Here is a 26712-nt window from a genome sequence, read left to right as displayed (position 1 = left end):
CAAAGATGATTTTGCTTTCCTTTTTTAATTCCATTTTTGTGAATATGTTTAGACCCGCACTCTGGACATTGTATCATTTTTTTATTTTTGATAATTTGACCCCTTTATCTAAAAATCATACCTTAATTCAGCAACGCCCATAGTTTTAAAGGTTGGGAAATAGATACTTTATTTTTAATAATTGAAAAAGACTCAAAAGAAAATCCTTTTATGACTGATGAATTAATTTATACGGCAATTACTCGTTGTCGAAATAAATTATTTATCATCGATTTAGATGGAATTCGTTATCAAGATTTTTTCCAATGTTTTTTATCTTCAATAATGGTATAAATTTTTCGCAACTTTTAGTATTTATATAACAAAAATATGTGTTAATTAACCATTAAAATTATAAGGAATAATTTATCACCAATAGAAGTAACACAGCTAAGATTATTAATCCAATAAGTTACCTGAAATATTGAGGGGATTTCCTTTTATATCCGTCACCACTATATCCCATTGACCATTATTTGCTATTTCAAAAGTAATTCTTTCACCATTGCTACTAATCATTGGGTTTCTAATTTCATTTTTTAATTGAGTAATTAAAGGCCGTTTTTGTTGAGTTGTGCGATCATAAAGATAAAGTCCAGATTTTCCCTGTTTAATGGCTATAAAGACTAAATAACGCCCATCTTCTGAAATAGAAGGATTTGAAGCTATTTCATCCATGGCATTCAATGCGGGTAAATCTATCAGACGACGATTTTTGGCATCAAATAAAAATATATCTTGAGAGCCATTACGATCAGATACAAAAGTAATATACTGTCCAGAAATAGAGGGATTTAATTCTGATGAGCGACTGTTAAAACTTCGGTTATTATCTGAAAAAGGGAAACTTAATAATCGAGGATAATTACTACAACCTGTTAATAATAAAATACAAGTTAATAAATTAATTAGAAAAAATAATTTCACACTCTTTTATAATTTAAAGTATTGCTTTGAGGAAAAATTGAGGTAAAGCTAACATTCTTTTCCAGCGATAAGGTTCTTGATATAATCTATATAACCACTCTAAGTTATTATTGCAGAAAAATTCTGGCGCTCTTTCTTTGACACCTCCCCAAATATCAAAACTACCGCCAACACCAATCCACACAGCATTTGGCGCTAAATAGCGATGATTCATAATCCATAATTCTTGTCTTGGGACTCCTAAACCAACTAAAATTAACTTAGGTTGTTTTTCTTGAATAGTCTCACACCAAGCCTTTAATTCTCTTTCTGATAGATAACCATGATTGTAGATTATATTAATATTAGGTACTTTTTCCTGCCACATTTTAGCGGCATTTTCTGTGACACCCACACCGCCACCATAAAAACAAATGGGATAGTCTTTTCCTCGATTACCTAACTTTTGCAGTAAAGAAGACGCTAACTCAATTCCTGCGATTCGTTGTTGTTTTTGTCCTCTACGCCATAAATAAAGTATAATACCAGAACCATCGGGTACGACTAAATCAGCTTTTGTGATAACGTGAAATAACTCCTCATTTTTTTGTGCCATAATAGCCATTTCAGAATTCATGGTTATAACATGAGTCGATTCACCGTTATCGATGCGATTTATTAGCCAATCTTCATAATTATCACTTAAGTGTACTGGTAAATTAAGCACAGGAAAAGTTTTCATATCATTATTAATTTATCGACATTTATATATTGGTAAAACCTAAATTACTGAATCGAATAATTTTTGATGTTGTAAAGCATTTTCTAAGAAATACTCTGTCTTATTATCTGATAAATTTGCTACATTTTCATAAATTTCTAACCATTTTTCTGTAATTATATCTACTCTATCAGGTAAATTATTTAATTCGTAACCATCAATGCCAATTTCTTTCATTAAATTAGTTACTTTAGGATCATAAGATAACGCAAAACATTTACATTGTTCACTTTTTGCCATAATTAAGCTATGTAAACGCATTCCTATCATCATATCTATTTCTTGAAATAATCCTTTTAATTCTTGAGGATTTTCTATTATAGTAATTTGACAATTTTTTTTGATTTTTTCTCCTATTTGTTGACAAATTTCTAAATCTTTTGATTCCTGAAAAGGTATTAATATAATATTTGTTTGAGTTTTTTCTTGAAGTTTGATTAAACTTTGACTTATTATTTCTATTTTTCCTTGTGTTAAACTAGAATGACATCGTAGATTAACTCCTATTCTTGGTTTAGGTAATAAGGATAAATTTTCTTTAATTTTACTAGATAACGCCCATACTGGATCAGCCGCAATTATATATTTTATTCCCCATTGTTTTAACATTTTAGCTGATGCTTTATCTCTAACACTAACACCATCACATTTTTTTAAAACTATTTTAGTTAACCATACAATAAAAGAGGTTTTAATAGGGCCAATACCTTGGGCATAAGCAATAGTTTTTAAGCCCTTAAACTGTGCTAAACTCATTAAAGTTAAGTAAAATATCGCACTTTTTTTACTCGTAACATCTTGGATTAAACTTCCTCCTCCCCAAATAAATAAATCTTTTTTTCCTAATTTTAATATTTGTTTAATAATTCCTAAACGGGAATAGCTAATAACTCCATAATCTTGACTGGTTTTAGTCGGATTTCCTGACAAAATTATCGGTTGAAAACTATTAGGTAATCTTTCTAATAAACAAATTAATAACGCTTCATCTCCTGCATTTCCTTGCCCATAATAACCGCAAATTAACGCTTTTCTCATATTTTTTCTAATCTAAATTATTTAATTATACTAGATTTTACAGTTAATCATTAATTGTTTTAATTTCTTATTATGGGGATGAAAAATTAAGAGAAATTTAAGCTCTATATCTGAATTAATGTTAGGTATTTATTCACTTTTCTCAATTTAGTTATGAAAAATAATAACTTCATCAGTAATAAAATTTTTATTATAAATTAAGTCTTTATAAAGATTACTATTTAGACTAACTTTTATCTTATTTTTACTTTTTATTAAGTCATAAATATAATAATGTTTATAATCAATTTGACTTAATTTTCCCCTTGATATATAAATATCTATGGCTATTATTTCCCTTACTATTTTGATTCACCATTGCAGGATTAAAAGTAAAATTAGTTGTTTTAATGACTAAATTTTATCCTTTCATTTTATCAAAATACACCTCAATTTTAATGTCAAAAAATGACATCATTATTAAAAATATCTAAAGTTTTATTATTTAACTATCAACAAAAATTATCTGTAATAATTAAAATTTCTGTTAATTCTTAATGGTTTTAAGTCTGCCAATAGTTTTATTTTCCGAGGTAAAAGTTTCTTTGGCGACTCGTTGAATATCATCGGCAGTAACAGCAGAAATATCATCTAAACGAGTAAATAAATTGCGCCAATCTCCAGTTTTTCCTTGATATTCAGCTAGTAATCGTGCCATTCCAGCATTGGAATTAACTCCTCTTAATAAACCAGTTTTAGCTTGAGTTTTTACCCTTTCTAACTCATCTTTAGTAACAGGTTGAGTTTTTAATTTCTCAATTTCTGAATGTAAAGCGTTTTCTAATTCCTTCGCAGTACTATTGGGAGTTGACATGGCATAAAATAACATTAGGTTAGGATATTTATCTCCCGGAAAACCCGTGAAGCCTTCGGCGGTTAAAGCAATTTGTTTCTCTTCCACTAAAGATTTATATAGTCGAGAAGTACGCCCATCGCTTAAAATTGAACCAATCATGTCATAAACTACATAATCAGGATGATTCCCGTCTGGAATATGATAACCTTCAAGATAAATAGGTTGAGACGGATATTCTACCGTTATTTCTTTAGTTTGATTTTGCTTTGGTTCAGTTATATTTAAGTTAGCTGGTTTGCTGGTAGTAGGAAAACTTCCGAAATACTTTTGTGCCATTAATTTAACTTCTTTCGGGTTTACGTCACCGACAATAGCAATAGTAATATTACTCCCGGCATAGTAACTGTCGAAGAAATTTTGGACATCCTCTCTAGTAAGATTTTCTATATCTGCCTGATAACCAATTACAGGGCGTTTATAAGGATGTTGGGTGAAAGCCGTATTTAAAAAAGCCTCAACCATCTTACCTACAGGGGAGTTATCCGTGCGTAGTTTTCTTTCTTCTAAAATTACTTGTTTTTCCGTATAAAATTCTCTGAAAACTGGGTTTAAAAATCTATCGGATTCCAAATACATCCACAACTCTAATTTGTTGCTAGGAAAATTATAAAAATACACAGTGGCATCAGCAGAAGTTGCTGCATTTAAACCAACTCCTCCTTCTAATTCGATAATTTTTCCTAATTCATTTTGATTGACAAATTTATTTGCCTGTGCATTTAATTCTCTAAATTGACTTTCTAATTCTGCTAATTTTTCTTGGTTATTCTCTTTTTTTACTTCCTTTATTTCTTCAAAAACTTTATCTAATTTATCTAAAATAATTTTTTCTTCTTGATAGTTATTAGTACCTATTTTTTTTGTACCTTTAAAGGCTAAATGCTCTAAAAAGTGAGCAACTCCAGTCTTTCCATCGAGCTCATTTGCACCGCCAACATCAACATAAGTGACAAAAGAAATAATTGGTGCATTTTTATTTTCTAAAACAATAAATTTGATATTATTATCTAAAGTAAATTCAGTAATATTATTTTTAACTTGCTCTAAATAAGGCTTTATTGATTGTGATTGATTAATTGACGATGTTTTTGCTAAAGCTAAATTAGGCGAAAAATTCCAGAATAAAAGAGTGAATAAACACCAACAAAAAAATTTTTTAAACATTGTAAATAGTAAATAATAAGGAATAGAAATAAAAATTGATAGTTTTATCTTATAAGTTTATTTTTTATCGTCAATTGTTAATTATTCATTATTCATTATTCATTATCAATTATTAACTATTCTACGAATTTCAGAATAAAAACAAGTTTGAGTAACTTCTCCATTATTTTTCACAATAGTATTGCGTAACCGTAAATTATCACTAGCAAAATAAATTCTTTCCTCCATAGATTGATTATTTTCTTCAATCATTAAAGTTAAAGATTCATCCTCAGCTAATATATATTTTCCCATTAAAGCTTTATCATCACTTAAAACTCGTAAAATTTTTCCTTGATTATGATTATTTTCATCAGCAAAAATTAACATTAAGCTATTTCCTTGTTGTTTTGGTTTACCCCAATCAGGAGAATTATCCCAATTTGAAGTCATCATCCCTAGACTTAAATCTAAATTTAGGTTATACTTCTCACAAAATTGCTCAACCTGTGAGTTATCATCGGACGATAAAAGATTAATAGTTATGTTCGCTTTACTGTTATCAACGTTATCTTGACTAAGATTGTAAGTTGTACGTTGAGAAAACCAATCCCCAGAAGTTTTTTCTAAAAAAGTATTAATATCCATCAATATCGAATTTTGTTTGTTATAGCATTATCAATTATAAAGTATTGGTTTCTTTCTCAAAACACTTCTATAGATTAAAATGACAGAAAAAGAAAACTTATTACTTTAACTAAATCAATAATTATGATAATCTTACCCGGCACGATAGTTACAGTTACTAATGTTGATGATATTTATTACAGATTTGAAGGCTTAGTGCAAAGAGTCACCGATGGAAACGCAGCAGTATTATTTGAAGGAGGCAACTGGGATAAACTTATTACCTTTAGGTTATCAGAATTAGAGGTTGTCGATCCTAAAAAGAAAAAATAATTAATTAACGACGCAATTAACTATTAACAATTATTATTCTTTTTTTCATTAGACTTCTCTAATAATTATTTTGATAGGATTGAGAATGATAATAAACTAGATTGATTTAATAACTTCAATGTTAAAATTGATTTTATTTCTCTTTTATGAAAATATTTATTATGCTAATAAATCACCAACCCAAGTAAGAGAGTCATTTTTTTTCCTCTTATTTCCTTTTAAAAGGGAGTTAAAGTTTTTAAGGATAAAGATTGTTGCGTCTGAGGATGACTAAAATTAATTTCTCGCGCATGAAGATGCAATCTAATCTTATTATCCTCTAATTTTCCATATAAGCGATCGCCTTTGATAGCTATTCCTAAACCTTCAAGACAATGGATTCTTAGCTGATGAGTTCTTCCAGTGATAGGTTTTAATTGTAATCGTGTATGTCCATTTTCTATTCCCATGACCTGAAAATGAGTAACACTAGGTTTACCATAATCATAATTTACCTCTTGTCGTGGGCGTGTCAGTGGATTTGACCATAAAGGTAAATTAATCATTCCTTCTGAAGTAGAGATTAAACCATCTAACACCGCCTCATAAATTTTTTTAACCTGTCTTTGGGCAAATTGTCGAGATAAATTGACATAACATTCTTTAGTTTTTGCCAAAATTAATATGCCTGAAGTATCTTGATCTAATCTATGGACTGTGGTAATATAATAGTTACGATTATCCTTAGAAATCTCTCTAAAACGACTAATCACACTGTCAAAATTTTCCCTTCCTCTACCTGATACTGATAATAACCCACTGGGTTTATTTACCACCAATAACCAATCATCTTCATAAATAATCGGGATAGATTCTTGAGTATCAAAGGGTGTAAAAGTAGGTAAACCCGATAATAAAAAGCCCATTAACGGCTGACATCTTTCTTCACAAGCAGGATAGAAATTACCTTCAATTTTTTCTCCATCTGGAGAATTTTCTCCCCACCAAAATTCAGCCATAGCAAGGGGTTGTAAATGATTTGTTGCCGCATAGTGTAATAGTTTCGGGGCGCAACAATCTCCCGTACCAGTAGGAATAAAAGTTTTATTAAATAATTTGCCTACGCTTAAACTATCCCCTTTAAAATTAGTAATAGTATAGGCAGTTTGCATTTGTGCTTGTAACTGTTTTGATAATTCTTTTCGTTGTGATTTTAGTTGTTGAATTTTAAGACTATTTTGATTAATTACTTGTTTTAAAGGATTTAATTTTTCTTGCCATTTATGTTTAAAATTACGTCTTTCCCAATCATCTTTTCTACTTTCTTGCTGTAAATTATACAGTTTTTTATCAAGATTATTTTCTAGTAATAGTTGATAGTAAAATATACTATCTCTACTTTTTTGTGATAGCTTAAATAAAAATTCTGTCACCAAAACTATTATAAATTCATGATTTTGAAGACTATTGACATATACAATCCGTTTTTTATCTCTAACTTTTTTTCTTTCATTATGAATAACTTTTAATTCTTGCCATTGACTTTCATATTCTATATTTAGTTGTAAATATTCTTGATTAATAGATAAATTTTTGAGGGTAAGAATCTCATTTTTAATATTATCTAATTGTTTAATAGTTAAATTTTCAGCTAAGGCAATAACAGAATTACTAGAAATTTGTGATACCCAACCATTAACTTCTTTTTGACTATTTAATAATCCTGAAAATGCTTTAATTACTCCTATTTTTCCTTGATTATCTTTTGCTATTAAAATTCCTAACATTTTTCCTTTGACGGTATAAAAGTTAATTTCTTTTAATTGATGATATAAATTTAAGGCAATTTTTTCTGCTAAATTTGTGCGAGGTAATTTAAGGATAATCCCTGTTTTTGGGCAGATTCCCTCATAATAATAACTGATAACCTCTTTTTCTTCTATTTCTGCTAAAGAGATAAAATCTGTTAATGGATGAAATAATTTATCTAAATGACTCAAAATAAGAATATTTTTTTGCTAATTAAACTATTTAAAAAAAACTGGTGGGAGATGAAAAACCTAATAAATGTAGAAAAAATTAAACCTGAAACCTACTTAAATCGGATATTCAAACCATCGAACTGAGGTTAAGTTAGTATTTGACTATTAACTATAATCTATCAAGAAAAGACCTAGGTTAAAAAAAATCAGTAAAATTTTTCTAAACTTATTATTTGAGATTGAAAAATTACGATAAACTAAAGGTACATCTTGAGATGAATAATCACAATTAACTCATTAGAGAAACGAGAGTGAATGAGCGTTATTTATTGCCTCAATCCCCATTGCGAAGAACCAAAAAATGATACCAGAACAAAAAAGTGTCGGAGTTGTCAATCTAATCTGATACTCCATAAACGCTATGTTGCCATCAAAAAAATTGGGCGAGGTGGTTTTGGTACAACCTATTTAGCGGTAGATATGGCACAAAAAAATCGCTACTGCGTTATTAAACAACTGGAATTGGCGGCGGCTAATCCTGACTCTCATCGCACTGCCCTTGATTTGTTTGCTAGGGAGGCAAAAACTCTGGCAAAATTAGATCATCCTCAAATACCGAAATTGTTAGATTATTTTGAAGAAAACGATCAATTTTATCTAATTCAAGATTTTGTGTTAGGGAAAGATTTAGAAAAAGAAATCAAAAAAGGGGGAATTTATCAGGAAAGTTCTGCAAAACAGTTTCTTCGTTTTATGTTGCCTGTTTTAAAGTATATTCATTCACAAAAAGTAATTCATAGGGATATTAAACCCGGAAATATTCTTCGAGAAAAAGAGACTAACAAATTATTTTTAATTGATTTTGGGGCGGTAAAAGAACAAGCTAACACTCAGTTAATGAGTCAAAATCCTCAAAGTGCTTTTACAAAAATTTCCGTCGGCACGATGGGATTTGCACCGCCAGAACAATTAGCTATGCGTCCAGTGTATTCTAGTGATGTTTATGCTTTGGCGGCTACTTGTATTTATTTATTAACAGGAAAAGCACCAAAAGATTTATGTGACAATAATACTGGTGAATTAACTTGGGAAAAATATACTAATGTTAGTGCTAATTTTGCTAAAGTTTTAAACAAAATGCTGGAGTTAGATGTTCGTAAACGTTATATTTCAGCCGATGAGGTTATTAAAGCCTTAGAATTAGTACCCTATGAACAAGAATTAGCTGGAAGTATGGTTAATTTAAGTAATGGGAAAGATTCTAATGACGATGAAGAACAAGATGTAACTATTGCTAGTTCAACTTCTCAAAATTTAGCGGATGCCATTAGAAAAAGAAAGGAAAAATTAGCAGGAAATAATCCATCATCGAGAAGTCAACAAAATGTTTTACCCTTAAGTCAACCTAAATTACAACTAACTCCTGAAATGATTATCCAAGATTATCGTCAAGGAAATCGTAATTTCAGTCAACAGGTTTTAAGTGAGTTAGATTTACACGGTTTAAAGTTAGCTGGGGCTAGTTTTTCTCAAAGTAAATTAATCGGCGTAAATTTACAAAAAGCGAATCTTTATCGCACTAATTTTTATAATGCTAATTTGGCACAAGCTAATCTTAAAGAGTGTAATTTACAAAGGGCAGAATTATATAAGGCAAATTTAAAAAATGCTGATTTACAGGGTGCTGATTTAATGGGGGCAAATCTTAATAGTGCTATTTTAAAAGATGCTAACTTAGGTGGTGCTAATCTCAAAGGTGCAAAAGTAGATGATGAGCAACTTAAAACGGCAAAAACTAATTGGCGTACTATTTTCCCCGATGGTAAAAAACGATGGTGGTAGGTATTTCCTAATTTTATTCTCTACTATAGCCCTTAAATTTATTCACCAATCCATGACAAAACGATGATTATTAGTTATTGTGTTAATCCTAGTTGTTCTCAACCAAAAAATCACCCTAAATTAAAGAAATGTATTACTTGTGGTTGTAGTTTGATTTTAAATAATCGTTATCGAGTAATCAAAATGTTGGGTAAAGGTGGATTTGGTGCGACTTTTGTGGGAGTAGATTTAACGGTAGTGGGTGATCCTTTGTGTGTAGTCAAACAATTACGACCTATGGCGGATGATCCTCAAGCCCTGAAAACTGCTATTAGTTTATTTGAAAGGGAAGCTAAAACTTTAGGGAAAATAAGCCATCCTCAAATACCTAAGTTGATGAATTACTTTGCAGATCAAGGACAATTTTACCTGATTCAAGAATTAATTAACGGACAAAATTTACAAAGGGAAGTTAAAACTCAAGGGGTTTATGGTGAAATCGCTTTGAGAAGGTTTTTAGAAGAAATTACTCCTATTCTTAAGTATCTTCATTCGGAAAAAGTGATTCACCGAGACATTAAACCCGCTAATATTTTAAGACAAAAAAAAGATGGTAAATTAGTCTTAATTGATTTTGGGGCGGTAAAAGATCAAGTAAATACTCAATTAGCTAAAACTTTTGGGCAAACTGCCTTAACTAAATTTTCTGTAGGTACAATGGGTTACGCACCTCCAGAGCAATTGGCTATGCGTCCAATATATTCTAGTGATATTTATGCTTTAGGGGCGACTTGTGTTTATTTGATTACGGGTAAATCACCGAAAAATTTTAATATTGATCCTGATACAGGACAACTACTTTGGCAAGAAGATATTAATATTAGTGGTGCTTTGGTGAAAGTGATTAACAAAATGTTGGCTCAAGATACCCGTGAACGTTACAAAAGTATTGATGAGTTGATTGAAGCCCTTAATATTCAACCTTTTCAACAGAGTTTGAGTCAAAATATCGTCGGTAATCAAATTTCAAGTAATAACACCATTGATTTAAGTCAATTAGAAGTTCATGGTACGGATGATAATATTACTCAAGTAACAAAAACAATTTCTACTACGGAAAAAATTCAAAAAGCAATTCAAAAAAGACGGATGAATAAATCCTCTAAAAATCTCTCGATTAAGTGGGATGAAGAAAAATTTTTCACTGCTTTTAATAATGGTAAAAAAGATTTTAGTGATCAAGATTTGCAAGGTTTAAATTTACAAGGTGGAAAGTTAAATAAATGTATTTTTCGTTATTCTCAATTACAAGGAATTACTTTCGCTGATGCTAATTTATCTCAAGGTAATTTCTATAGTGCGGATCTAAATTCTGCTAATCTTAGTAATGTTAATGCTTTTCAAGGATATTTTTCCAAAAGTAATTTAGAAAATGTCAATTTTTGCGGTGCAAATTTAGGAAGTGCAGATTTTACTAATGCTAACCTAAGTAATGCTAATTTATGTGGTGCAAATCTTAAAAATGCGAAAATAAATCAACAACAGTTAAAAGAAGCAAAAATTAACTGGAATACTATTTTTCCTGATGGTAGTCGCCGTTGGTGGAAAGTTTTTTAAGGAAAGTTGGGTTTTACAAATTTTACCCAACCTACAATGATAACTATTAACTAAAACTATTTATCTATAAGAATTAGAGAATTATTACTCATTGAATTTTTTTATTTAAAAGTTTTTATTTAACTGATATATTATCTTACATCAGGTTAAAATACTTAATAAGCAAAAGTCAAAAAATCAATTTTAGTATAGTTTAAGTCAATTTTAATCTCTTTGCCCTACCTTAACCAGTTAATTCTGGATAACCTCAGATAATTAAGAGATTCTTTTCTTTCTAATTTTTAATTACTTGAAGAAGTGCCTAACTCGGATATTTTTTCGAGGGTTTTACGTTTTTCTCTTTGTAAGGGTTTTTGTACTGCTTCTTGAGGTAATTGATTAATTTTAGTTAAGGCAATATCAAAATTTTTTACGGCTTCTTGTAATAACGGTAAGCTGTTTTCTTTTTGCCCTTTTGCTCTTAATATTTGTCCTTTAAGATAGTATAATTCAGGGTTTAAAGGAGTACTTTCAATGGCTTTATTAACAAAAGTTAAAGCTAAATCATAATCTTTTAAATCTCTATAAGCAAGGGCAATACCACGATTTACAAGATATTGAGGTGAGGCGTAAGTTTGTAAATTATCGATGGCTTGTTGAGGACTAGAAAAGGGTAAATTTACTGCTAACATTAAGTTTAAATAACCTTTAATTAAGTTTAATTCTGGATCATTTTTATCAATTTTTTCCGCTTTATCAAAATAATCAAAAACTAATTGTAACTTTGTCAGTGCTGCTAATGCTCCTTTTTTTTGATATTCATTCGCACCCTCTAAAAAATTCCCTACTGCTAAGTATAAATTACTACGAAGAGGATCTTCTTTGGCGATCGCCTTAGCTATTTTAATAGTTTGGAGAGTTTGAGTTTCCATGGTAGAAAAATCTTTTTCGGTATAAGCAACGGCAGCGCGTAAAGCGGGTAACATGGGATCATTAGAAGAATTATTATCTTGAGTTAGATATTTTTTTGCTTGGGGATAATTACCCTCTTCAAATAAGGCTTTAAAAGCTGATTCCGTTTGAGAAGTAATGTTGCGAGGATTAGTATTACGAAAAGGATCACCTGCAAGACAAGGGCTAGAAAAAGAAATTAAAGAAAAAATCGTCAAGAAGGAAAAAACTCTGTTAGGAGAGAATATTGGAGACAGGTGTTTACCGAGAAAAGAAAAGTAGTTGAAAGTCATATTAAGCTAGTTTTTAAGTTACAGTCAAATAAACTTGTTTATGATTTTAGCTTAAACTTTCTATGCTTTATTTAAAAAATATTAGTTATCATCCTGCGGCAACTCCTCATCCGATTATTGAAAATATAAATTTACAGCTACCCTTACAAAAGTTAGGGTTAATCGTGGGTATAAGTGGTTCTGGTAAAACTACATTACTCGAAATTTTAGCAGGATTAGCACAGAAAACCAGTGGACAAATTTTATGGGGTACAGAAGAACTAACATCAGTGGAATTACAACAATTAAGCGGTATTGTTTTTCAATTTCCTGAGCGTCATTTTTGTGGTAGTAATATCTTAGAAGAGTTAAGATTAGGACATCCCGAATTAAGTACCGAGAGAGTAAAAGAGGCTTTAACGGAAGTAGGATTAGATCATCTTAGTTATGATACCGCACCTAATGCTCTTAGTGGAGGACAACAAAGAAGATTGTCTTTAGCAGTACAATTGATTCGTCAGCCGAATATTTTACTTTTAGATGAGCCAACGGCTGGGTTAGACTGGTTAATGAAAGAAAATTTAGTTAACCTATTATCACGATTAAAACAACATTGGACTCTTCTTGTCGTCACCCATGACGCATCTGATTTAGTTGATATAGCTGATAACTGTTGGCGTATGGTAAACGGAAAAATTGAATCCGTAAATCCTGATGTTTTTAACCTCAAAAAAAAAGAAAAAATTATAGTTGATAAATGGTAATTTAAGACAAATTTTAAGCCATTATACCCTAAATTTTGGCTTAAATCATGACAACTTCTATAAGACCACAAAACTGTAAAGTTACAATAGCTAACAATAACGGTAGTATTCAATTAAGATTTAGTTATTTAGGCAAAAGACAACAGATAAACCTAGGGATACCTTACACCCCAGAGAATTTAAGTACAGCATATCTAACAGCTTACACCATTGATACAGACATAAAGAATAACCTTTACACCAACAAAGATAATTATAAAGTTAAAAAAAGTGTAATCACTAAAGAACCCGAAAAAGTAAAAGAATGGAATCTACTAGAAATATTTAACTATTACTGTAACTTAAACCCCAACCCAGACCCTGAAATAAAAAGAATAAGACTTACTGTCCAGAGATGGTTACAGATTAGTCCTCCTAAACTATTAGAGCTACATAACGCTGATTTATGGTTAAATTATTTACGCTATAAAATACCCCACAGCAAAGGCAAAGGATATGCAGATAAAACGATAGGGAGGGGTTGGAGAATCTTAATTGCTGGAATTAATCTAGCGATCGCCTTAAATAAATGTAGTAATAATCCCCTCACACCCCTATATAAAACCCTAGATACAAAGGTAAAAAAGGAAATCAAAAGCTATAGCAGTGAAGAAATAAAGATAATATTACAAAGATTTAGCAAATCATATTACAAAGACTTAATCACCTTCAGATTTTTAACAGGGTGCAGACCCTCAGAAAGTACAGCCCTAACCACTTCAGACATAATCAAAAAAGATAATAAGATATATATACAATTCAATAAAAGATATGTAAGAGGACACCTGAAAGAAGGCACTAAAAACGGTAAACTTTCAAGATATTTCCCTTGCAACCCAGACTTACAGGCATTACTCAATAATCTCACAAATCACCGTCATAACCCCTTAAATCTATTATTCCCAAGTCCTAACGGCTTATACATAAACACAGATAACCTTAGTCGTAGAATATGGAAACCAGTTATAGATGAATTAGTAGCTAACCATCAATTACCTTTCTACCTACCTTTCTATGATAGCAGACATTGTTTTGGTTCTTTAATCCTCAGAAAAACCACAGATATTAAAACCGTTAGCACAATCATGGGTAACAGTCCTCAAACCCTTTACAAACACTATCTCGCTGATAACCTTGATTTTGAAGTACCCCCTTTATAATCTTCACTGTCTTATGTCTTATTATTGTCTGTCTTTCTTGTTTATCTCAGACTTTTACGAGCCATATTCTTATAAGTTCCCTTTATAGATTATTCCCTAAGCTATCAATTATTTCTATAACCTTTTTTTACTGGTTTATCTTTTTCACCCAATATAAATAAAGACAATATAAAAGTATAGGAACTTACAATCATGATTAATCGTAATCCAGAACCCGTTAAATGGATACCTAGATTTGCAGTAACACAAAGTTTTCATGAAGAACTTAAGCAATTACAGCAAGTATTAGGGAGACCTATGGCAGAAATTAACAGGGAAGGATTAACCCTTATTCTCCAAAAATACTCTAAGCAATAAAAAAGATAAGAACCACCCAGACCCATCTGAAGTACTCTTATCTTCTCTCGTATAAACTTTTTGAATAAAATAATTAAATGTCATGAACCAAGAAGCAAACAACTCTCTCAAGACCCCTCTCAATCAAGCTGTAACCACTGCTAACTATATATTGGGCGATTCTCAAGTAAATCAAGAATTAACCACTACATCTACAGAGGTAATCTCAGAACAGACACAATTATCTATTAGTGATATTATAGCAGATTCTTGGAATGACGGCACAGAAAATAACTATAACACTGATAATTCTTGGAATGATTTTGATTTTGATTCACAAAAAAATAGTATAGAAAATGACAGTACAGAAATTAAGAAATATATACCTAAAACATCTCTAAGCCCTGAAGACCTAGAAATAGTTAACTTATTCTTTGACACATTAGGCTATAAAAAAGGGGAATTACTCAGAATCAGAGGATTTGATGAGAAAGAAAAAGCAGTAACTCATACCACCCCCTACCCTTTAAAACAACTTAATATCAAAAGTAAAACAGCTTATTATTTTTTACCTAACAGCTACGGTACACCCGAAGATATACCTCAAGGATTATCTAATTATCAGTCTAATAACTATGGATATAAACAAGCACATATTCTAGCTGGAAGAACTCACTATATGGAGTTCGATAACCTCACCTATGAGGAACAATTAACAATAATCGAGAAACTCAAATTACCTAAACCTACCCTTGCTATTCATACAGGAGGTAAATCAATTCATTATTACTGGGTATTAAAAGAACCCACACCAGCTAAACAATGGAGAGTATTGCAAGATAAGTTAATGGATTATCTCTCAGATTCTGATACTTCCCTAAGAGATATTTCACAGTTGATGAGATTACCCCAATGTCCTTATGTTAGTAAAGAAAAAAAATACTCTGGTAAAGAAACAACAATACTCCATGACCTTTGTGACCGCTCTCTCAGATATACACATGAAGACCTTGATAAAGTAATCCCCATCACTCCTAAGCTAGATCGTACCAGTAGTAAGATGAAGAAAGCTCCTGTAACCACAGACTCTGATAAAGTACCTGATTTAGTAGTATTATTGCATGGATTAGGCTTAAAATTACCTACCGATGCTTACCTAGCCAAAGCCCTTGAGGATGAATACCTAATAGTTGCCAACCTCACAGACGACAGAAACAATTACCTCTGTAAAGCTAGTTTTAGCTTAGGACAATTAGTTCATCAAGGTTTAGACGAAAAACTCATTAAAGACATAATGCTACAAGCTAGTTATATTAATAGCAAAATATTAAAAGAAGGAAAAGAAAAAGAGGAAGAAAATAAAAAGATAATTAAAGACCTCATTAATAGGGCATTAGAATGTGGAAAAGCAAACCCCCGTAGCGATCGCCCTCAATCAGATAAAGACCTTAAAGAAAAAGCAAAAAACTATAAAAAATTCATTGACAATCGCAAGATAATTGATGAACTACAAACAGGCTTTGATGGAATCTTAACTTATGATGATGATTTCATGGACTGGTTTTTATATGATGACAAACTAAAACACTTTGATAAAAAATCAGTAACAGTTATAGAGAAAATCATTGAGGAAAGAAGGATACAGCTATCAAAGAATTATTGTAACCTCTATGGTATCCCCGAAGACCACCCCGTAGTATTCCATAACCCTGATTATGCCGATGTAGTTAAACTCTGTAACACCTTAAGATTAAGATTTGTAGGAAACATGGATCATAACTTAAATAATTACTTACCCCTAGCTAACGGAATGTTAAACCTTGAAACATTAGAGCTAACAGACCACCACCCTAGTTATAGAAATACTTATTGTTTACCCCATGAATACCAACCTACTGCTGAATGCCCCTTATTCCTTGATTGGCTAGAAAATGAAGCATTAACAAACAAAGAAGATATATTGATTATACAAGCCTTCTTCTATGCTACTTTGACAGGTATGGGAGTTCATAAATTTCTTGAGTTAGTAGGAAGACCCCGTTCTGGTAAAGGAACATTAATGAGAGTTTTAATAACTTTAATGGGTAGTAAAAACAGTGCTAGTACAGACCTTGACACCTTAGAAAACTCTAATTATATTATGCCTAAAGTTATTGATAAAAGATTAATAGCTATATCAGAAACCGAGGAAAAGCATGATAGAAAAATAACCAGATTTTTAGGCTTAACAGGCAGAGATGCTATGAAAATAGAAGAAAAATTTAAACCTATCAGAGAGGATAAAACCTTTCAAGGATTAGTCTTATTTGCATCAAACTATAGACTAACAGGTAAAGACCCTGCCAAAGCCCTTGATAGCAGACGTATTACTGTTCATGTTGATAATAACACAAACCCTAAAGAAAGAATCCCCCTTTGTGAAGATATTAGAGGAATTATTACAGGTAAATTTGTACCAGAAATGAGCGGTATCCTTAATTGGGTATTATCCATTGACCCTCACAAAGCAAAACAAGTCTTAAACAATCCCTCAGAATATATTAAGCATTATCTCCAAACTACCATGAAAAATGATATAGATGGTGATCGCCTTGAGCAATTCATCGAAGACACATTAGTAATAGATCCTGATGGCATTGTTTACCCTAAAGAACTTTATGAAAAATATTCTCAGTATTGCCAAGAAGAAACAGGAAACTCATGGAGTAACAACTTTAAGTCACCTCAAGGACTAATCAATAAAATCAAACTCTTACTAGACAATAAATTTAAAGTTAAATATAAAGTCTTACCCAGAACTAACAAAGGAAACCGCTATCAAGGTTTTCGTATAGCCAACGCAAATGATCCAGAAAATTACGGGTTAATATCCCAAGCATACAAACTAGATAACAACATTTAGTGTACCTTCATTTTCCACAGTGTACCTTTAACTAAGGATACACAAACCCCAAAGCCTTTGCAATTACTATATTGTAGAGGTTTTAAAATTTGTTACAGTGTACATTCATTTTTCCCAGTGTATCTTTAAATCTAAGAATACACTCCCCCAAACCCTTACACTATATAGCTTTTAATAACCTCAGTGTACCGTGTGTATCCTTTTAGCCAAAACTCTCTCATATATTATGTTTTTATATATTATTCCTTTTATTATTTCTTACCCTACGAACCAGTTGTAGAAAAAAAATATAAAAATATATCCAAAAAAATTTCTACGCATAACTTTATTAAAAAGAATACACACTCTACACTCAAGAGCTATAACACATATATATCAAGTATTCTAGCGGTGTATCTTGAATTTAAAGGATACACTTTTTCGCTAAAAGGATACACTAAATCATGAAGGTACACTAGCTATATACAAACTACATTATTTAACCTTAGTAATTTTGCGAGATATTGCTTTAGGCTTACCGTAATGTTTAGTACAGGATAAACCAGAGATTCTTGATAAATGCAAGAAAGCAGAAGGGAAAGCCCTAATAATTAATTTTTGCTCAGGAGTCATGATAGTTACTGAAAATGTTATCATTATTTCTCTGAGTGTTAGTATATATGTACTGAGAGAAAAGATAAGCACCAACAACAACAAATGGCACGAACAAGCAATGAAGTAGTATAGAGAAAAGGTAAAGTAGAAAACGCTAGAAAGTTGACAGTGCAACGAGAAAAGTCAATAAAGCATGGTCAAAGTCAAAAATAAATGTTACAATAGATAAGTAATGAAGGGAAGATAAAACCATGATAACAGACATATCACAGATAACCTTAGATGTAAGTGATTTAGAATCTTACGAAATAATGGGAGTATTTGAAGGTAATGTATATATAGATTCTGAACAAATAGATTATGAAGATGAATCAGAGAAACCAGAAGAACACATAATATTGATAATACCAATAGAAGAATATGTGAGAGCTTGGCACAATTATTTACTAGCAAAACAAAATATATGTAAAATCTGTAACAGTTTCTATAGAGGTCATTACGGAGATTTTCGTGTAGAAAAAGGGGAAAATTTAAAGGAAAAAAACCCTATAGCTATATGGAATGAAGAAAAAGAAGATATAGAGTTTGTAGAAGTAGAAACCTTTAAAATCGATAAATTTGAAGATAAACCTTTTGATATGGAAGGAGGAGGAATGGCTACTATAAGATTTTATCCCCCTAAATTCAGCTAAACAATCAAAGACCTCTACCCAGACATTAAGAGAGAGGTTTATCAGTAATATAAGGGGTAATATCATCACATAGAAATTTATTGTAATAAACACCATCTTTCTTAACAAACATATTAAGGTAAAATTGCCATCGTGTTAATTTCTCAGGGTTATTTTTATGTTTACTCAGGTAAGTTTCAGGAATACCCAGAGCATTTTCTATTTGTTTCTGTGAAGGATTAAAAGGCAATTTAGCACAATTTAACCTCATCTTATCTATTGTAAGCTCATCAGACACCACAGCATCATCATTAAGAGGTGTAATTCCTTGTATATCAATTATCCCCTTATCTTGAGATTCAGAGGGAAGTAATGGGTCAACAAACTTAAACGGATAATCATTATCATTAACTAGGGGTAATGGATCAATAGAATCATCAAACAGATTATTAACCTTTAAATTAACGTTATCAATATCCTTAATATCCTTTAAATTATCAGTAACTTTACCCTGAAGAACTAAAGTACTAGCTACCCTATCTTTAACTACCTCAGCAACAAACATCATAAAATCAGAGTTATTAACCACCAGTTCAGCTAAATCCTGAAGATTATCCTTAACTATTTGTTCAATCTCTTTACTATCAATTACTACCTTATTGCTACCCTCAGAATCAAAAGGGAACGAACCAGAAATTAATAAAGTGATTGCCCGTTCATAAAAACTTTGCTTACTAATCCCTAATTCCTTGATTTTCGCTGAAAAGTTATTGTAAACATCTGTATCTAACCTGAAACTAACCTGAGTTGAACTCATAATTATTTATCTACCGTTTACTTTTAATTACTACTATCTTAACATAAACTTAAGTGAGCTACTATTTACTTTTAATTACTACCAAAGGACATTACTGAAAGAAAAAGAGAAAAAATAATAACAAATGGTACGCAAAAACAATAAAAACAAATCAGGTAAAATACAGAATTTTTTAAAAGGGTTGTCAAATATTGAAGCAATAAAGGCTAGAATAAATACAGCAAGGGGATCTCAAGGGGTGTCAACATTGACAAAGGTGCGGAATAAATGTTATTACGTTTCACTCATCTATTACAGATTATAACACATCAGAGGTGCGGAACATAATCTAAGTAAAAACCAAGAATACCAAGAAGAACCGCACATATCAAAAAAGGATATAGGGAATTACAATGTGTTTAGGTAGTAATAGGGATTCGTAAAACTAGAGAGGAAAAGAGAGAGAGAGAAAAGAGAGAGGAGAGAAAGGGTAAAAAGTATATAAAAAACTAAAGAGAGCCGAAGCCCTCAAAATTAGTAACTGCGAGGTTTAAAACCCTGTCTAAGTAAAGATTTCAGTTAATAAAGTTTAAATATTCTGCGAGGTTAAATCAAAGAGAATTGGTTAACAGGAGAATAGCAACACCAACCAGAAAGCGAAGAAGAAAGACCCCAACCTTGAGGAATAGGTAAACTATCAAGGTAAACAAAGCAAGGTATATTAAGAAAAACAGCATAAGCTAAAGTTGCCCAAGTACCCGACCCCTTGCCATTAAAGGTGTTAGGAGAAGGTTTTAAGCCCGAAGGACAAGGAGAAGAAGGGAAAGAAACAAGACAGCCCTGAGAAACCTTAATTTCATTCACCATCGCCATAGAACGCCGAGCAAAGCTAGATTTACCCTTACCGTAATCAGAAGCCTTAAAAACCCTTAAATTAACTGAATTATTAACAGAATATAACCGTACCATAGCATCAACACCTTTAGCACAGCCCACAAATATCTGTTTATCCCTTACCGACTCAAGAACAAGAGGGAGAATAAAAGGAGAATAAGAACGAGAACCAGAAAAACCAACAATATCATAATTACTAATCATTACAGAACCTCAAAATGTAAAGGACAAAGCCCCCCGAAGGAGGTGCGGAATAAACTAGAACGGGCATTGTGTCTCCATAAAAGCCTTAAGCTCAGCAGAAGCAGAAACTAACTTCTGATAGTTATCGATACCCCCCATCATCTCTAAATCAGCAAAGAGAGATAATCTTTTCATAGTGTCCAAAGCCTTACGAAGCTCATCAAGACGGGAAGCATAAACCGAAGAATTATAAGTAGAAAGCTCCATACGAACAGGAAATAATTTAGCAGTCATAATTTGATACTTTTCTTTATTGAATATATACATTATAACCAAGATTCTTAAAAAAAGCAAAGAATTTATAAGCAATTTTAAAGATTTTACGGTATAATATAAATATGGGAAAACCCCAGAAATTCAATAAAAAACAAAGAAAATTACGATTATGTCACATATACTATTTAATTTCAGTAACATCGAAAAGGTTACATGGATTGACCGCAAAGACATCAAAATGATCAAGATTAACAGTAATGAATATTGCACAGTTCATCTAAAAGCTGGAGAAACCATCAAAATAACGGCGGAAGAAGTCAAGGAAGTAATGACAGAAGCGAGAAAAACCCGAAGCAGTAACATAGAGATTATAGACAACAAAGATAACACATATACAGCAAAAAATACTGTTAAAGGCACTGAATATACAGTTATGCCTAATGATTGCTTTATTGATTGCACCTGCCCTGATTACGGCAACCAATGGATCATATTTGAAGGAGAGAAAGCGTTATGTAAACACGGACACGCTCTATTAAATCATTTAGGGTTAAGCAGTTTTCAGGAATACCTAGAAGACCTTGAAGAAAAACAGATCCAAAGACAATATCAAGAATACTTAGAAGAACAAGAGTATTACCACTTAATTAATGGTGAATTTGATTACATCGAAGAATACGAACGGTTAAACCAAGAAATATCAAGAGACATAAATCTAGGAATGTAAACAATTATAAGCAATTAACAATTAACCTACACATAAACAACGGAGTAACAAACATGGGACAAGCAAACGAAAGCTATACATTATGGCAAGAAGAACTAGACGAAATACTAACAAATCATTATGGAATGTACCCTGATTTATTAGAAGATGACAGAGAGTATTATATAGAACTATTCGAGGAAGGATTGACCCCTAACCAAGCCTTTAACGAATTAGATTTACCACAAACAGACCTTGAATTTTACTTAGAACATTACAGACTGTAAGGAATAAGCAATAACCTTAGATAACCTAAAAACCTAACTAATCCCCTGAAATATGGGGAATACACACAAACACTGGCACGAAAAAACATGAACCCATCACATCAATTAATATCACAGCACTTCACCCCGTACCTAATCGATAAAGCACTCTACCACCTTGATAGAAGTCATTATAATTACCGTTACCAAGACCTCCAAATCGATTTATGGTTCACAGGATTATGGACAAACTTAGCAGGAATCATTAGTTATAAAGATTATGCAGAGTTCTTAATGCTCTACACCCAAGCAAAAGCCTATCAATTACCTTACAAGCAAGTAGGAGAAAACATATATATAGTGCAAGGTAAACAAACAAAATATTACACTGTCACCCCCTACAATTGCAATTGTCCATTATTCAGATTGAGACAGAAAAGAAAGCAAGAATTACCGCAGTTTTTTAAATACTTTCCTGTTACTTGCTTAATTAAGAACCTAACAGACTAAAACCATTGCTTATTAATTTTTAGCTTTAGCCCTAATCTTCTGCGTCTCTCAGTAATAATGGGATGATTAATAACTTTAGGGTTATCTTTATAAATTTTATCATTACCCTTTTTAACAGACTGAGAGAAATCTACTATAATTACTTTTGGGGAGTCCATAACTTTTTTAAATATTGTTCAATTGCATTTGCTATAAATTCACTACAAGACAAACCACTATCAGCCAAAGCCTTATTAAATAATGGTTCAAGGTCTTCATAAAGAGATACACTCATAGATTTTTTTAAGCGAGGGCGATCGCTAGAAACTACCCAACCATCTTCTCTTTTTGCTTGATGAATGTAAGTTTTTCTTATAGGCGGAGTTGTTACAGCTTTATCTAAATCCCAACCTCTTTCTAATCTACTATAAACGGTTGCCAAAGCTATATTATTAGCTATTGCTTTTTCTCGATATTCATTAGGAAAAATCTTATTTGTTTTGCGTTTAACCATATAAACTTATTTTTAAATAGTGAGTAAATTATAACAATTATTAAAGAATATAACAAAATGAAATACAGGGCTATAAAGTTTTTACACTTACTAAATCTGTTATCATAGAAGTAACGAACGAGAATAAATACAAGAATATTGTAATTTTCTTTTTTTTATTGAATTTGTAGTAAGGGGAATTAACCCCTTTTTTATTATAACCTAAACTAATCTTCTAAATCTTGAGTAAAGTATTCAGAAGCACCACAGACTATAAGGACACTACCCACAAGACTTCTTTTTTGAGCCATCTTACAGACAGTATTAACCACAGAAAAATCATTCATTTTACCAGTACTCTTATCAACACGAGTAAACTTTTTTTCTTTATTATTAGCAATACCGTCACATTGACCTACTAAATCACCATAGCGATATAAACTACAACGATAATGATAATGATAATGATAATGGAATAATTCTTTGTCATAATCCACAATTTTATCAATTAAATCAAAGGTAGGACGTAGCTTAAATAATCTTATTAACTTTTCAGCACCAGCCTTAAATAAAACATCTTTATTACCACAATAAGGAATCGTACCATAATCTATTTTTTCTACTAAATAACGTTTAACATATTGTCTCATAGCATCAAAAACTACATTAGCTTGTTCGATGTCTTCATCCTCAAGTAAATTAAACTTTAAAGGAACATTTACTAACTCTTTATTAATTACCTGAATCTCTGAATTATTAGCCATAAACTTATCGTTTCTTTACTTTATTTTCCTTATTATAGCACATAACTTATTCTTTATATTTTTAAAGATTTACTAGCAATTTTAAAGAATATTAGTTATAATAAAGATATAACGGAAAGGAAATCAAGAGAGAGAAAAAAGCCTTGATAAATCCCTTAAGTTATAGCAAATTCAATAAAAAAAAGGAACAATCAAAAATGATAAATACAGTAACAATAGCAGGATATATAGGTGCAGAACCTACCATGAATATTTATGGAGAAGCAACAAAAGTTAGTTTCTCAGTAGCGGTAAATACCATGATAAAAGGAGAGGAAAAAACATCATGGATACCTTGTGAATGTTGGGGAAATCAAGCGATATTTGTTAATAACTATTTAGGCTCAGGGAGTTATGTAATAGTATCAGGAAAGATAGAACAAAGTTCATGGGAAAGCGAGGAAGGAGAGAAAAAAACAAGACTATTTATATATGCTAATCAAGTAGAATCACCTAAACCTAAGCAAGAACAAAAAGGAGGAAAAAAAGGTAAATAAACAATAAAAGTCTGAGGGGTTAAATGCTTTATCTACAATCATTTTAGCTAATTTAGATGTAAAAAAGTCTGCACCCTAAATTACATAAAATAAGAGGGTTTAACCGCCCTCACCTACAATCTACCAATTACTATTAAAATACTACCAACTACATGACAGAAACTAAAGGCACATACAAACTCTATGAATTAGGCGATCGCTTAAATGAATTAGAACAGACCATAGAAAACCTTGAGGGGGTAGATATACCTGCTGATTTACACCTAGAATACTTAGAGTTATTGGAGGAAGCAGACGAGACAAACAATAAATTTATAGAAAAGATTGATTCTATTTTATCCTTAATTCAGTCAAGAAAAAGATGGTTAGAAATCAGAAAAGCAGAAGCAGACAGACTAACAAAACTGGTACGAAAAGACGAGAAAGCAATCGATTGGTTACAAGAATACCTTAAGAAACATTTAGAGAAGATAGGTAAAACAAAACTGAGAACAAATAAATTTAATGTATCCATCAGAAAAGCATCTATAGCACCCTTACAACTACTGAGAGAAAATGCTAAAGATTACCCCCCAGAATACCAGAAAATAACGGTAGAGATAGATAAAAAAGCCCTCAGAAAAGCAGTCACAGACAATGAAAAAATAGCATTGAAATATGGTTGTTTAGGAGAAAAATCAACTTATCTCAGTATAAAATAGTAAACAAAGAGGGGTATAAAAGCCCCTTAAATAATTCAAATAAAAAGGTAACAATAAAACATAAAAACAAAATACTTTAGAGCCTTTATTCAGGTTAGCAAGGAAATCTTCTGATCAACTTATAATAAATATTTCCCAATTACAAAAAATTAAAAAAGAACTTGGTTTATGATAATTAATAAAACTAAATTTGTCTTTAAAAACTTTTCTTCTATCCTTACTTGGAGTTATAATAAAAGAAGATTAACCCTAAAAATTACCAATGTTTCCCCAGAAATAATTGATAAAGTATTAAATTATGCTATTCACGATGTTTGCACAGGTATAAATTCCAATAAAAATCCTTTAGATATAGATAGTTTCGGGGTTATGGATAGAGTACAAGAAGCAAATAGCCATTTTAGGTTATTAATGAGTAAAGAATTATGTCAATACAGAACCACTATTACCTCTAATAACCCCCCTAGTGACCCTTTAGACGGTGATATTTCAGCTTATGAAGATGCTATTTATGAGTAAAAAATTATGAGAAAACTAATCAAAAAAACTTTAATTGGTGATAGTACTTTATCTTGGTATTACGATGGTTATAAATTGGAATTAACCACGAATATTGATAATGATGAGATTAATAAAAAAATACTAAGGGAAGCTCTCAGTTTTGGTAGTTACCCTATCGGTAATTTTATTCGCCCTCCAGAAGAAGGAATTAGTGCGTATAAATTAGTAAGTAAAATAAAAAAAGCAGAAGAAATCACATCTAAAGAATTGAAAAATAATGCCGAAATTATTACTTTATTTGAAGATTACCCACCTTTATTACCTAAAGATCAAAAAAAAATAGATGAAATAGTTAAACATAGGCAAAAAATGATGTTAAAGGGTATTTTTTTAGATTGAAATACTAATTATTCTGTTGTAAATTCAATATTTTTTTCTTATTCTCAGCACTAAACCTTAACTCAGGGATACTTTGACTTTCCTCATAAAATCCCTTTAAAAGATTAACAACACTATTACGTCACTGTGTCGTTCTTTTCTTAGAGAAAAGCTAAAACTCAGAACCAATCAATAACTATAAGTACTTATCATAATTAGTGACGCTCTAAAGCCGCTAGGCACGGGCTTCACTACGTTCGCTTGACCAGAACAAAGTAAAAATCTAAGTACTACTACAGCTTTCCTATTATACCCTTATCAGAGGTGTGACTATTTCACATTGTTTCGGAGTCGCTACGGACGCATAAAATGGGGAAAAAAGTTCACTTAACCCCGTAACGTCCTCCACTCCATTTATTTTTGAAATTGCACACATATCAAAATCGAATATGAACCTTAAAAACGGGTGAAAAGAAGCTGTCTTTTAGTAGGTAAAATTATGAGTCAGTTAAAATTAAATGTACCATATCCATTAGTTGCAATAATAGCACAACAAGCAGGAGCAAAAGAAATTTACTGGAGAGAATCAAGAAGAAGTTACACAGGATATGTAGCTGAAGTATGGTTCGATAAGCTACCGAGTAAATTTATAGGTAAGTGGATAGAAGTAACGCAACAAAGTATTTTAGTCAGAAACATAGAAAACTTAGGGTTTAGTGTATCAATACCTTGCACAGTACCAGAAGGACACATAAAACTAACTCAAGGAATCCGTAACCATAAACGAACCAGATTAGAGATTATAGCGTAATCAACAAATTAACAATTAACAATAACTCCTATACATTCTCAATACGACACATAAATTACAATACATAAATCAAGGTAATCAAAATGTTA

At 31.3% G+C, this 26712-nt stretch carries 29 protein-coding genes; 16 read left to right on the top strand and 13 right to left on the bottom strand.

All coding sequences use genetic code 11. The annotated features are described in order from the left end of the window. The first annotated feature begins 210 nt into the window (after nucleotides 1-210). Entirely contained in the window at nucleotides 211-333 is a 123-nt protein-coding gene (locus ACEW8E_RS05215; RefSeq protein WP_373479283.1) for a hypothetical protein, read from the top strand. Nucleotides 334-438: 105 nt separating this feature from the next. On the opposite strand, the gene ACEW8E_RS05210 is transcribed toward ACEW8E_RS05215, so the two are convergent. The 5 genes from ACEW8E_RS05210 to ACEW8E_RS05190 form a co-directional block, all read right to left on the bottom strand. Further along, the gene (locus ACEW8E_RS05210) at nucleotides 439-966 is read right to left on the bottom strand and encodes a TolB family protein (RefSeq protein WP_373479282.1); all 528 of its coding nucleotides are present in this window, start codon (nucleotides 964-966) and stop codon (nucleotides 439-441) included. Nucleotides 967-979: 13 nt separating this feature from the next. After that, nucleotides 980-1687, bottom strand: coding sequence for a WecB/TagA/CpsF family glycosyltransferase (locus ACEW8E_RS05205; protein WP_373479281.1), 708 nt, complete (start codon nucleotides 1685-1687; stop codon nucleotides 980-982). A 39-nt stretch (nucleotides 1688-1726) separates the two neighbouring features. Further along, nucleotides 1727-2764 (bottom strand): polysaccharide pyruvyl transferase CsaB, encoded by a 1038-nt coding sequence (csaB, locus tag ACEW8E_RS05200; protein ID WP_373479280.1) that lies wholly within the window; start codon nucleotides 2762-2764, stop codon nucleotides 1727-1729. A 526-nt stretch (nucleotides 2765-3290) separates the two neighbouring features. Next, nucleotides 3291-4823 (bottom strand): M16 family metallopeptidase, encoded by a 1533-nt coding sequence (locus ACEW8E_RS05195; protein WP_373479279.1) that lies wholly within the window; start codon nucleotides 4821-4823, stop codon nucleotides 3291-3293. A 105-nt stretch (nucleotides 4824-4928) separates the two neighbouring features. Next, nucleotides 4929-5450, bottom strand: coding sequence for a phycobiliprotein lyase (locus tag ACEW8E_RS05190; RefSeq protein ID WP_373479278.1), 522 nt, complete (start codon nucleotides 5448-5450; stop codon nucleotides 4929-4931). A 123-nt stretch (nucleotides 5451-5573) separates the two neighbouring features. Here ACEW8E_RS05190 and ACEW8E_RS05185 point away from each other — a divergent pair, with 123 nt between their 5' ends. Next, nucleotides 5574-5762: an NAD(P)H dehydrogenase subunit NdhS gene (locus ACEW8E_RS05185; RefSeq protein WP_373479277.1), complete on the top strand. Its 189-nt coding sequence runs from the start codon at nucleotides 5574-5576 to the stop codon at nucleotides 5760-5762. Between the two features lie 218 nt (nucleotides 5763-5980). Here ACEW8E_RS05185 and ACEW8E_RS05180 read toward each other — a convergent pair whose 3' ends face one another. Beyond that, a complete protein-coding gene (locus tag ACEW8E_RS05180; RefSeq protein ID WP_373479276.1) occupies nucleotides 5981-7741 on the bottom strand; it encodes an RluA family pseudouridine synthase in 1761 nt (586 codons plus the stop codon). Between the two features lie 297 nt (nucleotides 7742-8038). Here ACEW8E_RS05180 and ACEW8E_RS05175 point away from each other — a divergent pair, with 297 nt between their 5' ends. Further along, a complete protein-coding gene (locus tag ACEW8E_RS05175; RefSeq protein ID WP_373479275.1) occupies nucleotides 8039-9565 on the top strand; it encodes a pentapeptide repeat-containing protein in 1527 nt (508 codons plus the stop codon). Nucleotides 9566-9628: 63 nt separating this feature from the next. After that, the gene (locus tag ACEW8E_RS05170) at nucleotides 9629-11161 is read left to right on the top strand and encodes a protein kinase (RefSeq protein WP_373479274.1); all 1533 of its coding nucleotides are present in this window, start codon (nucleotides 9629-9631) and stop codon (nucleotides 11159-11161) included. Between the two features lie 281 nt (nucleotides 11162-11442). Here ACEW8E_RS05170 and ACEW8E_RS05165 read toward each other — a convergent pair whose 3' ends face one another. Next, complete coding sequence (locus ACEW8E_RS05165; RefSeq protein ID WP_373479273.1) at nucleotides 11443-12384, bottom strand: Sll0314/Alr1548 family TPR repeat-containing protein; 942 nt, start codon at nucleotides 12382-12384, stop codon at nucleotides 11443-11445. Nucleotides 12385-12446: 62 nt separating this feature from the next. Here ACEW8E_RS05165 and ACEW8E_RS05160 point away from each other — a divergent pair, with 62 nt between their 5' ends. From ACEW8E_RS05160 to ACEW8E_RS05145, 4 genes are all read left to right on the top strand, one after another. Further along, nucleotides 12447-13127, top strand: a complete 681-nt coding sequence (locus tag ACEW8E_RS05160; protein ID WP_373479272.1) for an ABC transporter ATP-binding protein — start codon at nucleotides 12447-12449, stop codon at nucleotides 13125-13127. A gap of 47 nt (nucleotides 13128-13174) precedes the next feature. Beyond that, on the top strand, nucleotides 13175-14326 hold the full coding sequence (locus ACEW8E_RS05155) for a tyrosine-type recombinase/integrase (RefSeq protein ID WP_373479271.1): 1152 nt from the start codon (nucleotides 13175-13177) through the stop codon (nucleotides 14324-14326). Between the two features lie 192 nt (nucleotides 14327-14518). After that, on the top strand, nucleotides 14519-14683 hold the full coding sequence (locus ACEW8E_RS05150; RefSeq protein WP_373479270.1) for a hypothetical protein: 165 nt from the start codon (nucleotides 14519-14521) through the stop codon (nucleotides 14681-14683). 82 nt (nucleotides 14684-14765) lie between these two features. Beyond that, nucleotides 14766-17564: a DUF5906 domain-containing protein gene (locus ACEW8E_RS05145; protein WP_373479269.1), complete on the top strand. Its 2799-nt coding sequence runs from the start codon at nucleotides 14766-14768 to the stop codon at nucleotides 17562-17564. Between the two features lie 474 nt (nucleotides 17565-18038). Here the strand turns inward: ACEW8E_RS05145 and ACEW8E_RS05140 are convergent, their stop codons facing one another. Then, nucleotides 18039-18200, bottom strand: coding sequence for a hypothetical protein (locus ACEW8E_RS05140; RefSeq protein ID WP_373479268.1), 162 nt, complete (start codon nucleotides 18198-18200; stop codon nucleotides 18039-18041). A 209-nt stretch (nucleotides 18201-18409) separates the two neighbouring features. On the opposite strand from ACEW8E_RS05140, the gene ACEW8E_RS05135 reads away from it, so the two are divergent. Continuing rightward, nucleotides 18410-18850: a hypothetical protein gene (locus ACEW8E_RS05135; protein WP_373479267.1), complete on the top strand. Its 441-nt coding sequence runs from the start codon at nucleotides 18410-18412 to the stop codon at nucleotides 18848-18850. Between the two features lie 25 nt (nucleotides 18851-18875). Here the strand turns inward: ACEW8E_RS05135 and ACEW8E_RS05130 are convergent, their stop codons facing one another. The 3 genes from ACEW8E_RS05130 to ACEW8E_RS05120 form a co-directional block, all read right to left on the bottom strand. After that, complete coding sequence (locus ACEW8E_RS05130) at nucleotides 18876-19646, bottom strand: hypothetical protein (protein WP_373479266.1); 771 nt, start codon at nucleotides 19644-19646, stop codon at nucleotides 18876-18878. A gap of 585 nt (nucleotides 19647-20231) precedes the next feature. Beyond that, complete coding sequence (locus ACEW8E_RS05125; RefSeq protein WP_373479265.1) at nucleotides 20232-20723, bottom strand: hypothetical protein; 492 nt, start codon at nucleotides 20721-20723, stop codon at nucleotides 20232-20234. A 54-nt stretch (nucleotides 20724-20777) separates the two neighbouring features. Then, the gene (locus ACEW8E_RS05120) at nucleotides 20778-20996 is read right to left on the bottom strand and encodes a hypothetical protein (protein WP_373479264.1); all 219 of its coding nucleotides are present in this window, start codon (nucleotides 20994-20996) and stop codon (nucleotides 20778-20780) included. 151 nt (nucleotides 20997-21147) lie between these two features. Between ACEW8E_RS05120 and ACEW8E_RS05115 the strand changes: the two genes are divergently transcribed. Further along, a complete protein-coding gene (locus ACEW8E_RS05115; protein ID WP_373479263.1) occupies nucleotides 21148-21705 on the top strand; it encodes a hypothetical protein in 558 nt (185 codons plus the stop codon). Nucleotides 21706-21758: 53 nt separating this feature from the next. Continuing rightward, nucleotides 21759-21971 (top strand): hypothetical protein, encoded by a 213-nt coding sequence (locus ACEW8E_RS05110; RefSeq protein ID WP_373479262.1) that lies wholly within the window; start codon nucleotides 21759-21761, stop codon nucleotides 21969-21971. Nucleotides 21972-22599: 628 nt separating this feature from the next. Here the strand turns inward: ACEW8E_RS05110 and ACEW8E_RS05105 are convergent. Together ACEW8E_RS05105 and ACEW8E_RS05100 are read right to left on the bottom strand one after the other, a co-directional pair. Then, on the bottom strand, nucleotides 22600-22953 hold the full coding sequence (locus ACEW8E_RS05105) for a hypothetical protein (RefSeq protein ID WP_373479261.1): 354 nt from the start codon (nucleotides 22951-22953) through the stop codon (nucleotides 22600-22602). A gap of 206 nt (nucleotides 22954-23159) precedes the next feature. Then, a complete protein-coding gene (locus tag ACEW8E_RS05100; RefSeq protein ID WP_373479260.1) occupies nucleotides 23160-23696 on the bottom strand; it encodes a hypothetical protein in 537 nt (178 codons plus the stop codon). Nucleotides 23697-23893: 197 nt separating this feature from the next. Between ACEW8E_RS05100 and ACEW8E_RS05095 the strand changes: the two genes are divergently transcribed. The 5 genes from ACEW8E_RS05095 (at nucleotide 23894) to ACEW8E_RS05075 (ending at nucleotide 26623) form a co-directional block, all read left to right on the top strand. Further along, nucleotides 23894-24232 carry a single-stranded DNA-binding protein gene (locus ACEW8E_RS05095; RefSeq protein ID WP_373479259.1) on the top strand — a complete coding sequence of 113 codons (339 nt, stop codon included), beginning with the start codon at nucleotides 23894-23896 and terminating at the stop codon, nucleotides 24230-24232. A gap of 152 nt (nucleotides 24233-24384) precedes the next feature. Then, on the top strand, nucleotides 24385-24933 hold the full coding sequence (locus ACEW8E_RS05090) for a siphovirus Gp157 family protein (RefSeq protein ID WP_373479258.1): 549 nt from the start codon (nucleotides 24385-24387) through the stop codon (nucleotides 24931-24933). 168 nt (nucleotides 24934-25101) lie between these two features. Continuing rightward, a complete protein-coding gene (locus tag ACEW8E_RS05085; RefSeq protein WP_373479257.1) occupies nucleotides 25102-25452 on the top strand; it encodes a hypothetical protein in 351 nt (116 codons plus the stop codon). A 6-nt stretch (nucleotides 25453-25458) separates the two neighbouring features. Further along, on the top strand, nucleotides 25459-25833 hold the full coding sequence (locus tag ACEW8E_RS05080) for a hypothetical protein (RefSeq protein WP_373479256.1): 375 nt from the start codon (nucleotides 25459-25461) through the stop codon (nucleotides 25831-25833). 478 nt (nucleotides 25834-26311) lie between these two features. After that, on the top strand, nucleotides 26312-26623 hold the full coding sequence (locus ACEW8E_RS05075) for a hypothetical protein (protein ID WP_373479255.1): 312 nt from the start codon (nucleotides 26312-26314) through the stop codon (nucleotides 26621-26623). Nucleotides 26624-26712 lie beyond the last annotated feature (89 nt).

Source organism: Geminocystis sp. (genome assembly GCF_041753295.1).
GTDB lineage: Bacteria > Cyanobacteriota > Cyanobacteriia > Cyanobacteriales > Cyanobacteriaceae > Geminocystis.
The sequence above is the reverse complement of the archived record's forward strand: the minus strand, read 5'-3'. Positions and strand labels throughout refer to the sequence as shown.

Bases quoted from the DNA above. Each gene is read 5' to 3' on its own strand.
- ACEW8E_RS05215 (WP_373479283.1), top strand. From the start codon at position 211: ATGACTGATGAATTAATTTATACGGCAATTACTCGTTGTCGAAATAAA.
- ACEW8E_RS05205 (WP_373479281.1), bottom strand. From the start codon at position 1,687: ATGAAAACTTTTCCTGTGCTTAATTTACCAGTACACTTAAGTGATAAT.
- csaB (WP_373479280.1), bottom strand. From the start codon at position 2,764: ATGAGAAAAGCGTTAATTTGCGGTTATTATGGGCAAGGAAATGCAGGA.
- ACEW8E_RS05195 (WP_373479279.1), bottom strand. From the start codon at position 4,823: ATGTTTAAAAAATTTTTTTGTTGGTGTTTATTCACTCTTTTATTCTGG.
- ACEW8E_RS05190 (WP_373479278.1), bottom strand. From the start codon at position 5,450: ATGGATATTAATACTTTTTTAGAAAAAACTTCTGGGGATTGGTTTTCT.
- ACEW8E_RS05185 (WP_373479277.1), top strand. From the start codon at position 5,574: ATGATAATCTTACCCGGCACGATAGTTACAGTTACTAATGTTGATGAT.
- ACEW8E_RS05175 (WP_373479275.1), top strand. From the start codon at position 8,039: ATGAGCGTTATTTATTGCCTCAATCCCCATTGCGAAGAACCAAAAAAT.
- ACEW8E_RS05170 (WP_373479274.1), top strand. From the start codon at position 9,629: ATGATTATTAGTTATTGTGTTAATCCTAGTTGTTCTCAACCAAAAAAT.
- ACEW8E_RS05165 (WP_373479273.1), bottom strand. From the start codon at position 12,384: ATGACTTTCAACTACTTTTCTTTTCTCGGTAAACACCTGTCTCCAATA.
- ACEW8E_RS05160 (WP_373479272.1), top strand. From the start codon at position 12,447: ATGCTTTATTTAAAAAATATTAGTTATCATCCTGCGGCAACTCCTCAT.
- ACEW8E_RS05155 (WP_373479271.1), top strand. From the start codon at position 13,175: ATGACAACTTCTATAAGACCACAAAACTGTAAAGTTACAATAGCTAAC.
- ACEW8E_RS05150 (WP_373479270.1), top strand. From the start codon at position 14,519: ATGATTAATCGTAATCCAGAACCCGTTAAATGGATACCTAGATTTGCA.
- ACEW8E_RS05145 (WP_373479269.1), top strand. From the start codon at position 14,766: ATGAACCAAGAAGCAAACAACTCTCTCAAGACCCCTCTCAATCAAGCT.
- ACEW8E_RS05140 (WP_373479268.1), bottom strand. From the start codon at position 18,200: ATGATAACATTTTCAGTAACTATCATGACTCCTGAGCAAAAATTAATT.
- ACEW8E_RS05135 (WP_373479267.1), top strand. From the start codon at position 18,410: ATGATAACAGACATATCACAGATAACCTTAGATGTAAGTGATTTAGAA.
- ACEW8E_RS05130 (WP_373479266.1), bottom strand. From the start codon at position 19,646: ATGAGTTCAACTCAGGTTAGTTTCAGGTTAGATACAGATGTTTACAAT.
- ACEW8E_RS05125 (WP_373479265.1), bottom strand. From the start codon at position 20,723: ATGATTAGTAATTATGATATTGTTGGTTTTTCTGGTTCTCGTTCTTAT.
- ACEW8E_RS05120 (WP_373479264.1), bottom strand. From the start codon at position 20,996: ATGACTGCTAAATTATTTCCTGTTCGTATGGAGCTTTCTACTTATAAT.
- ACEW8E_RS05115 (WP_373479263.1), top strand. From the start codon at position 21,148: ATGTCACATATACTATTTAATTTCAGTAACATCGAAAAGGTTACATGG.
- ACEW8E_RS05110 (WP_373479262.1), top strand. From the start codon at position 21,759: ATGGGACAAGCAAACGAAAGCTATACATTATGGCAAGAAGAACTAGAC.
- ACEW8E_RS05105 (WP_373479261.1), bottom strand. From the start codon at position 22,953: ATGGTTAAACGCAAAACAAATAAGATTTTTCCTAATGAATATCGAGAA.
- ACEW8E_RS05100 (WP_373479260.1), bottom strand. From the start codon at position 23,696: ATGGCTAATAATTCAGAGATTCAGGTAATTAATAAAGAGTTAGTAAAT.
- ACEW8E_RS05095 (WP_373479259.1), top strand. From the start codon at position 23,894: ATGATAAATACAGTAACAATAGCAGGATATATAGGTGCAGAACCTACC.
- ACEW8E_RS05090 (WP_373479258.1), top strand. From the start codon at position 24,385: ATGACAGAAACTAAAGGCACATACAAACTCTATGAATTAGGCGATCGC.
- ACEW8E_RS05085 (WP_373479257.1), top strand. From the start codon at position 25,102: ATGATAATTAATAAAACTAAATTTGTCTTTAAAAACTTTTCTTCTATC.
- ACEW8E_RS05080 (WP_373479256.1), top strand. From the start codon at position 25,459: ATGAGAAAACTAATCAAAAAAACTTTAATTGGTGATAGTACTTTATCT.
- ACEW8E_RS05075 (WP_373479255.1), top strand. From the start codon at position 26,312: ATGAGTCAGTTAAAATTAAATGTACCATATCCATTAGTTGCAATAATA.